The organism is Tigheibacillus halophilus (assembly GCF_042683165.1).
GTDB classification, from domain to species: domain Bacteria; phylum Bacillota; class Bacilli; order Bacillales; family Amphibacillaceae; genus Tigheibacillus; species Tigheibacillus halophilus.
The window spans coordinates 25,961-34,073 of the sequence record NZ_JBHUIZ010000010.1 but is presented as its reverse complement, the minus strand read 5'-3'; the positions used below and the strand labels follow the sequence as shown (position 1 = coordinate 34,073).

The window sequence follows — 8,113 nt, the reverse complement described above, 5'->3', positions numbered from 1 at the left end:
AATAAAAAACTGAACTGCGAAGTAAGAGCCGTACGCACTCTCACTTACACAGTTCAGTTTACATTCCCAAACAAGGAAGTGTTGTTAAGCCTAAGGATATTTTGTTAAATATTACTGGTGGATCAATTGGGCGATGTGCTTTAGTTCCGGATGATTTTGATGTTGCTAATGTTAATCAGCACGTTATGATTGTCAGAAATCTAATCTCAGAAAATAGGTTTTTATTGCATTACATTTTAGTATCATCTTATATTCAATCAATGATCATGAGTGTTCAAGTGGGGGTATCTAGGGAAGGGCTAAGTGCAGAGAAATTAAAAAGGTTTTTAATTCCCCTCCCACCTCTGGAAGAACAAAAGCGTATCGTTGCAAAAATTGAAGAACTGATGCCTTATGTAGAAGAATATGATAAAGCTTATATAGAAGTGACAGAACTAAACAAGAAGTTCCCGGAGGATATGCAAAAGTCTATTTTGCAATATGCGATTCAAGGAAAATTAGTGGAACAGCGGGAAGAAGAAGGTACTGCGGAAGAACTGTACCAACACATTCAAGAAGAGAAGAAAAGGCTAATAGAAGAAGGGAAAATTAAGAAAACAAGAGCACTTCCGGAAATTGCGGAGAAAGATATCCCTTTTGATATACCAGAGAGTTGGAAGTGGGTGAGGTTGGGCGATTTATTAAATAAACTAACAGATGGTGCACATAGAACACCAAAATATACCGCAAGTGGTGTGCCATTTATATCTGTAAAAGATATTAGTGGTGGGGAGATCGACTTTTCTGACACAAAGTTTATTTCATTAAAGGAACACGAGGAATTATACAAAAGATGTAATCCAGAAAAAGGAGATATTCTTTTAACAAAGGTTGGTACTACCGGAATAGCAGTAATAATAGATACTGAACAGGATTTTAGCCTATTTGTGAGTGTCGCACTTTTAAAGTTTAATACAAATTTAATTTTTAATAAATTTTTACTTTACGCTATAAAATCACCTGTAGTACAGATGCAAGCTCGGAAAAATACTAGAGGTGTAGGTAATAAAAATTGGGTTATGAGAGATATTGCAGATACAATAATACCTCTTCCGCCACTCGAAGAACAAAAACGCATTGTGAATGAAATTGAAGAAATGCAACCATATACAAAGCAATTGATTAAGTAAAGGGTTATTTAAGTTTTGTTATTGGATATGCTAATGAAAAAGTAGGTATTATTGATTTCTATTTTGTATTGGTAGTTTAATGAAAAAAACCCAAGTCTATGATATTATATAATTGCCTGTTAATACTAGATTAGCAGAATACAATGTTTGAAACTTTCAATTATCACATGGCAATAATACTGTAAATGTTGCGTTGAGGATATTTCAATAATTAATAATTGAAACATCCACCGGAGAGAGAATGTAATTAACGTTTCCATATATTCACTCCTATCATGGTTAATTGAATTATTATTAACATTGTACCAGATTAGTTTATAATACCCCTTAGCATATTACACAAAAGAAATGGCCAATAGTGTAATGATTATGGCTGGTGTGCAGAAGGAACATTTTAATACAGAGGCTAGGTCTGAGGTTCCTTCCGCTCAAAAAAAGAGGCGATAAAATGCTTAATGAAGAAATAATAAAAAGAAATTTCCAGAAAAAGAAATACCTTCATTTTGATAAACGAATTGAATTTAAAAAGGTAGAAGACTATGTGTGTAATAGTGAAAACATTAGAACGCATAGTTTTTTACCTTTTATTCATTATGTGGATGAAACAGAGAGATTTACTGATGAGCCCAATCCAGAATTAGAAAATCGTCCAATTAAGAAAAAGCCCAGAGATATAATGTATGCAGGTCATCTAGACAATTACATATATAAGTATTACACCCTAGAACTTTATAAATCATATAATAATTGGATGAAAAATCATAAAATTGATCAATGTGCAACTGCATACAGAGATAATAAAAGAAACAAATCAAATATTGACTTTTCGGCAGAAGTTATAAATTCAATAATTAGTAATAAAGAGGCGTATATTCTAGTAGGGGACTTTACCAAATTTTTTGATAAAATTGATCATAAAATACTAAAGAAGAATTTAATTCGTGTCCTTGGCGGGAATGAATTAACAAAAGATTGGTATAACATATTTCGGTCAATCACAAAGTACGGCTACTATGAAAAAGATGAGATAAACAATATTCTTGGCTCGGATAACCATTTAAGAAAAAAAGGACAGTTTAGCTATTTTAAAAGTGTTAATCAGTTTCGAAAATTTCAGCGTAAAAAAAAGACGAACTATAATGAGAATAAATATGGAATACCGCAGGGGACTGCGCTTAGTGGTGTATTTGCAAATGTGTATGCAATCGAATTTGATTTAGAAATGAATAAAATAGTCGAGGAGTATAATGGACTATATAGAAGATATTCGGATGACTTTATAATAGTATTACCCAAGAAAATTTCATATGATAAATTTAATAAGATTACACAACAAATATTTGATTTTGCAGAGAAGAATAAAATCGTTATCCAGGATGAAAAGACTAATAGCTACGAATATTTCAGTGAGACTATAATTAATTTAATATCTGGAAAAAACTCACATTTAGATTACTTGGGATTTTTGTTTGATGGTAACACAGTGAAAATAAGAGGGAAAAGTCCTTATAAGTTTTATAGGAATGCTTCAATTATAATTAATAGGGCAAGACGTATACAATACAAAAAAGGATTAAAAAAAATACCTTATAGAAAAAGGATTTATCAGTTGTACACAGACATGGGGGCTGAACGTAAGCCTTATGGGAATTTCATATCATATGCAAAGAATGCACAAAGAATCTTTGATGATGTTTCGCCTAAAACGGATAATAAAATGTTGAGGCAAATAAAGAACAGAAAAGGAAAACTTGAAAAGAAAATGGGACTAAGAATTCATACAAAAATATAATTTTGTTTATAGGATAACTATAAAAGCAAGGCGTATGAAATAGATATTGCATGACTATCATGTAATTGTCAATGGAGTTTTACTATTGAGTTAATATCCTTATCCTTAAAAAAAGTATGCCTAATTTTGTTTCAATTGCTTTATAAAATCTGTGGATAAGTAGGCGTAACATACAAGTAGCATACAAAATCACCCGTAACCATTGATTCTACTACCTCCCTCAGTTCTCAAAACGTTAATATATCAACAGTTGAAGCCCTTATTCCATCTTTTGAAAAGGGCTTTTTTACTACTCAAAAATAGGCTCGTGACCATATTTAATTAATTTTCATGTATTCTTTGAATGTATTTGCTGTTTTTGTAGCAACAGATTGAGTGACGTGTGTATAAACGTTCATAGTGGTTTCTATTTCATTGTGGCTCAATCTATCCTACACTTCTTTGATTGATGCACCAGCTTCAAAAAGTATTGATGCATGAGTATGCCGTAGTCCGTGCACGGTAATCTTCCTTAGCTTATGTTTCTTAATGAAACTTTTCAATCCATCGTTTGGTGCTGCCAATCGTATAGGGCGTAGATCTCCCCTCGTTAACACATATTTGATTTTATCCCGAATTCCATCGGATAGGAATGCTTCTTTTTGCCTTACCTTCCATTTTTTCAACAGCCTAATTGTTTCGCAGTAATAATGAGCTCCATCCATTCAGCTTCTAACTTCTGCATGTTCACTCCTATTCTGCAGCCCAGCCATCATAGCGTTTGCCTTAGACCTGTGACTTTGCGTCACGACCTTTCAGTAGATTGGCCTATAATGTTTTATGTACCTAGCTTGATTATAATGCTTTAAATCTATACTTTGTAAGGCTATTCTTTCGACAAAGTTCGCGGTCAAGCATTCTGCATCAATTCCGCAACGATATCCTTCGATTTTTTATAATCATTGGAGTGGAATATTTGAATCATGCAGGAACTCCCCATTGAATGTAGAATATAGTATTGAGGGTAAAAGTGATATAAGGTTATCCAGATTGGAGCATATGAAAAGCCCAACCTAAAGGAATAAGTTAGGCTTCCGTTTATTTAAGGTTACTGTCTGGCATTATTCTGACAGGTTTTCGTTTTCTGTAAAACCCATTTCAGACCAATAGAAAACGCAATATAAATAGGCAGCGAATAAACATATTTCCAACTATGAAGAATGTATATGCCCATCCAAACGAAAAGTGGTTCAACAAGAAAAGTACCAAATAATGCAACAAAAATAGTTGCAACTATATACGGTTTCCATCTGGGAATAAATTGATAAAGAAACATGTTTATAATGGGTAATAGTGTAAGGTCAATGGTGATCTGCGGAAGTATCATTTGCACTACATTAAATCCATACGTCCACAAAACAAAGCTACTACCTATCAAATCTAGAGTTAATACAATGACCATAGACAGAAGTCCAACAGAAGAAATCTCCACCAGTCTTTTTTTATCAACTAATTTCCACCAAATAAACCAAGGTACAATACTGATAATAATTAGAAACCACCAATTGAAAGAAAATAGTACATGTTCCATCCAGTATGCGTAATTTGTCTCGTACAGGCTTCTTTGTGATTTCATGACATCTTGTATATCGACAGTCTTTGTGATTTGTATCATAAACGATCCTCCACTGGAATGTTCCAAGGGATTTTGAAGTAATAAATTATCAAAACAGTAAATACAAACGTCAACAAATAAGCAAACAGCGGTCTCTTATAATGTAAACGAAACATCAAAAACATCATGATAACAAAAAGCAATGACCACCCCAAATTCCACCCATGTTCATAAGTAATCAGGTTAAACAAACTACCAACCCATTCAGCACCAATGTAAATAAAAATCCATTTCAAATTATGGTAAATTTGTCCTTTCAAGTATTCTGGATAACGAGATAGAAATAAAATTGTCGTACATGGAAAAACAATAAATGTATATAACATATTTATGATGGGGACAGGAAGTCCAATATCGGATTCCATTTTCCATAAATGATAACCCGCGGTAAAAAAGAGATATAATAAATTCATTGTTGCTATGTATAACATTGTTGTGTGATATCGATAAAAACGCTCCCAATTCCAAAACTTCCATGAAGCAACGACAGCCCAGATAGTAATAGCAATGTGCATAGTTATTAATTCCTTCAATTGAATTTACTTTAGCGTGGTTAATTCTAGCATATAGTCTTATTCTAACCAATAAGGTCTTTTTAATGATCTACTATATCCGGGCGCAAATGTTGAATAAAATGTATTATTGATATAGGAGATAAGGATTACTGGAGCAAAGGCTATGGACGGGAGGCATTTAAGCTATTATTGGATTTCGCTTTCAAAGAGTTAAATTTGCATAAGGTATATCTACGTGTGTTTTCTTTCAATGATCGGGCAATAAAATTGTATCAGAGGCATGGGTTTGTTGAAGAAGGAAAATTGGAAGAACAGCTTTATCGAAATGGAAAGTGGCATGACATCATTTTTATGGGACTTTTAAAAAGAAACTACAAAGAATAAATTCATTACATATTCCCGCAATCGGAGCGCGATTGTCCAACAAATGTATTCAAGAAAAAGGCCATTATGTTGGTTAAAAGATAGCATAAAAAATCCCTTGTTTTATGAATAATAACTATACAAGGGGTGATAAGGTGAATTATCTACGAGTTATTATTTACTTGTGTATGTTAGGATTTTTGATATACCCTCAAATATCATTTGCTGAAACAAACGGGGATGTACCATTTTTAATTAACAATGGTAAGTGCCCTAACTCACAAAATTTGGGACATGTGAGTTCAGATAAAGGGCTTAAAAATTTACTAAATACGATTATTCCCGAGGTCTACAAAAATGATAATTACAAAGGGTGGAAAGTAGAAACCATAGCACATCTTCCAAAAGCACCACATTCAGAAGCTTATTATGCAATGGCGAAGTATTATTGTGGGGAGGAAATAGCTAATAATTCTTGGTTTGTGGAGGTACTGTTTCCACAATATTTACCTGCATATGATGCATCACACAGACAAATCTTTGTAACTAAAAACAAACAAGGGCAATGGTTTGCTTGGTTTAGATTTCACTAATACCCTTTTCCGCAATCAGGCGCAATTCTTTAAGAAGGATTTGCGTCCTTTCAACAATAGGGCCATATTATTACATAAGAGGAGTGAGTTTTAAACTAGGGAGATTTGTTGTGATCTGAAAGGAGGATAGATTCGAAGTGACTTATTTACAATCTGGATTTGGGCTTGACCAAGATGGATATATTATTAGCGATGTTGATACAATAAAATTCAATCTATTTATCATCCGTGTATACATGATTCTATCGAGGAACTAACATTAGTGTTTCCTAATCGTCTGCAGAGTGTCTATGTATACGGTAGCGTTGCAAGAGGTGAAGCTGTTGTGGCTAAGTCAGACCTTGATCTCATAGCCATGTTCACAGGTAATCTAAATTCTGAAGAGTCTACACAGCTTAAAAATTTATCTGCTGCGTTGTCTCAAAAGTATTGCTCCCTGGTTCGTGATGTCGGAATTGCTGTTGCAGATTACAATTACACTATCGACCCTAAAAATTACTACGAAGGGGCATTTCTTAAGGGATTGTGTATTTGTGTCTATGGAGAGGACCCAGCAATGGAGTTCGGTCCATATAAGCTCACATCGGAGATAGCAGTCAGTTTCAACGGAGATATTGGTGACTTTGTTACTCGTACAATTCACCGACTAAATTTGGTTTCCGATGAGGAATTTAAAAGGATTTCACAAATCTTTGCACGGAAATTCATTCGAACATGTTATTCAATGGTTATGGTCCGATCCCAAATTTGGACAACTCGACTTCACCAGCAAGCTGAGATATTTATACACCACTTCCCTGAGAAGGAACCTGTGATTCGTACCTTGCAGAAATGGCTAGATGAGTCCCAGATCAACCGAAATTTAGTTCTAAATCTTATTGAGAGCGAAGGTAAATGGGTTATCAAAAATTTTGAACGTGAAGTTGTTCGTACGCTTTCTTAAACAATACCAGCTAATAGCTGTCAATACTTTGGTCTTAAAAATCTCAAAAAAACATGTTACACTGAAATTGGGCATGCCAAATAACCATATTGTTTATAACAATATGGTTCTGAATTTTGAAACAATTAATGGTTCTTTATTACTGATCTACAAATACTTTTTTGTTTCTTAATATGGCATGAATCCAATGAACAAGCTTATTAGCACACGCAATGACGGCAACCTTGTGTAGTTTTCCTTCATCCCGCTTGCGTTGATAAAAGGCAATGAGCTTTTTGTTTCGATTTTTAGCTAGACCGCATTGAACAGCCGAATAAAGCGCTTGACGCAGTCTTGATGAGCCTCTTTTTGTGATGTTGTTAATGGATGCCTTGAATTTGCCTGATTCAAAGACACTTGGATCCAATCCGGCAAAGGCTACCAACTTCTTAGGATGATGAAACAGGTTGATATCCCCAACTTCGGAAATGGTTGTTGCAGCAATCTTATTTCCGATTCCGGGAATGGATTGAAGAAATTCATAGTCCTCAAAGGTTTTCGCTAGGGCGTCTATCTCTTTTTTTAGTTTGGATAGATGCCCCTGGAATTGAAAAAGCATCTGAATGTACATGTTCAGGCTAACAAGCTGCCCATGACAAACTGGTGACTGAAAAGGATTGCGTTTTGCCGCTTCTTTTAGTTGGGATGCTTTATCCAAAAACCATGCTTTAGAGCGTCTGGCTCCGAACTGCCGCATTTCATCAGCTAGCTCTTGTGGCGTGGCCTTTTGAATATCCAATGCAGTTGGATAATGCGCTAGAGTGTTCAACGAAAGCGTGCCATAAAGATCACTAAAAACGCTTTGAAATTCTGGAAATATCTGGTCTAAAGCTGCCTGAAATTGAAGCTTAACACCAACATAGCTTTCTGTTAATGCGCTGTGCTGCCTTGTTAAAAGACGCAAATTCAGGGCTTTCTCCGTCTTTTTTTGATAGCTTTCAAGATCTTCCTTGTAGTATAGCTCGCCTAAATGAAACGCATCTGCTTTATCGGTTTTTACCTTGCGCAGGCTCGTTTTCCTGGCCTCATAAGAAACCACAGGATT

At 34.6% G+C, this 8,113-nt stretch carries 8 protein-coding genes, 1 pseudogene and 1 riboswitch; of the genes and pseudogenes, 5 read left to right on the top strand and 4 right to left on the bottom strand.

What is annotated here, in order from left to right; all coding sequences use genetic code 11:
• Positions 1-14: 14 nt before the first annotated feature.
• Positions 15-1,169, top strand: coding sequence for a restriction endonuclease subunit S (locus ACFSMW_RS11190; protein WP_390355699.1), 1,155 nt, complete (start codon positions 15-17; stop codon positions 1,167-1,169).
• A gap of 448 nt (positions 1,170-1,617) precedes the next feature.
• Complete coding sequence (locus tag ACFSMW_RS11185) at positions 1,618-2,961, top strand: reverse transcriptase domain-containing protein (RefSeq protein ID WP_390355696.1); 1,344 nt, start codon at positions 1,618-1,620, stop codon at positions 2,959-2,961.
• A 431-nt stretch (positions 2,962-3,392) separates the two neighbouring features.
• Here the strand turns inward: ACFSMW_RS11185 and ACFSMW_RS11180 are convergent, their stop codons facing one another.
• The 3 genes from ACFSMW_RS11180 to ACFSMW_RS11170 all read right to left on the bottom strand — a co-directional run bounded on the left by ACFSMW_RS11180 (position 3,393) and on the right by ACFSMW_RS11170 (position 5,130).
• Entirely contained in the window at positions 3,393-3,665 is a 273-nt protein-coding gene (locus ACFSMW_RS11180) for a hypothetical protein (protein ID WP_390355694.1), read from the bottom strand.
• Between the two features lie 31 nt (positions 3,666-3,696).
• A riboswitch (cyclic di-GMP riboswitch) is annotated at positions 3,697-3,779 on the bottom strand.
• Positions 3,780-4,048: 269 nt separating this feature from the next.
• On the bottom strand, positions 4,049-4,615 hold the full coding sequence (locus ACFSMW_RS11175; RefSeq protein ID WP_390355693.1) for a CBO0543 family protein: 567 nt from the start codon (positions 4,613-4,615) through the stop codon (positions 4,049-4,051).
• Positions 4,612-5,130, bottom strand: a complete 519-nt coding sequence (locus ACFSMW_RS11170) for a CBO0543 family protein (RefSeq protein ID WP_390355698.1) — start codon at positions 5,128-5,130, stop codon at positions 4,612-4,614. The genes ACFSMW_RS11175 and ACFSMW_RS11170 overlap by 4 nt, the downstream gene beginning before the upstream one ends.
• A gap of 117 nt (positions 5,131-5,247) precedes the next feature.
• Between ACFSMW_RS11170 and ACFSMW_RS11165 the strand changes: the two are divergent.
• The 3 genes and pseudogenes from ACFSMW_RS11165 to ACFSMW_RS11155 form a co-directional block, all read left to right on the top strand.
• A pseudogene (locus ACFSMW_RS11165) lies at positions 5,248-5,514 on the top strand (GNAT family N-acetyltransferase); the annotation flags it as partial.
• Between the two features lie 134 nt (positions 5,515-5,648).
• Positions 5,649-6,086 (top strand): hypothetical protein, encoded by a 438-nt coding sequence (locus ACFSMW_RS11160; protein ID WP_390355691.1) that lies wholly within the window; start codon positions 5,649-5,651, stop codon positions 6,084-6,086.
• 325 nt (positions 6,087-6,411) lie between these two features.
• Positions 6,412-7,029 (top strand): nucleotidyltransferase domain-containing protein, encoded by a 618-nt coding sequence (locus ACFSMW_RS11155; RefSeq protein WP_390355689.1) that lies wholly within the window; start codon positions 6,412-6,414, stop codon positions 7,027-7,029.
• A gap of 139 nt (positions 7,030-7,168) precedes the next feature.
• Here the strand turns inward: ACFSMW_RS11155 and ACFSMW_RS11150 are convergent.
• Positions 7,169-8,113: IS110 family RNA-guided transposase (locus ACFSMW_RS11150; RefSeq protein WP_390355687.1), on the bottom strand; the 945-nt coding region annotated here is incomplete at its 5' end.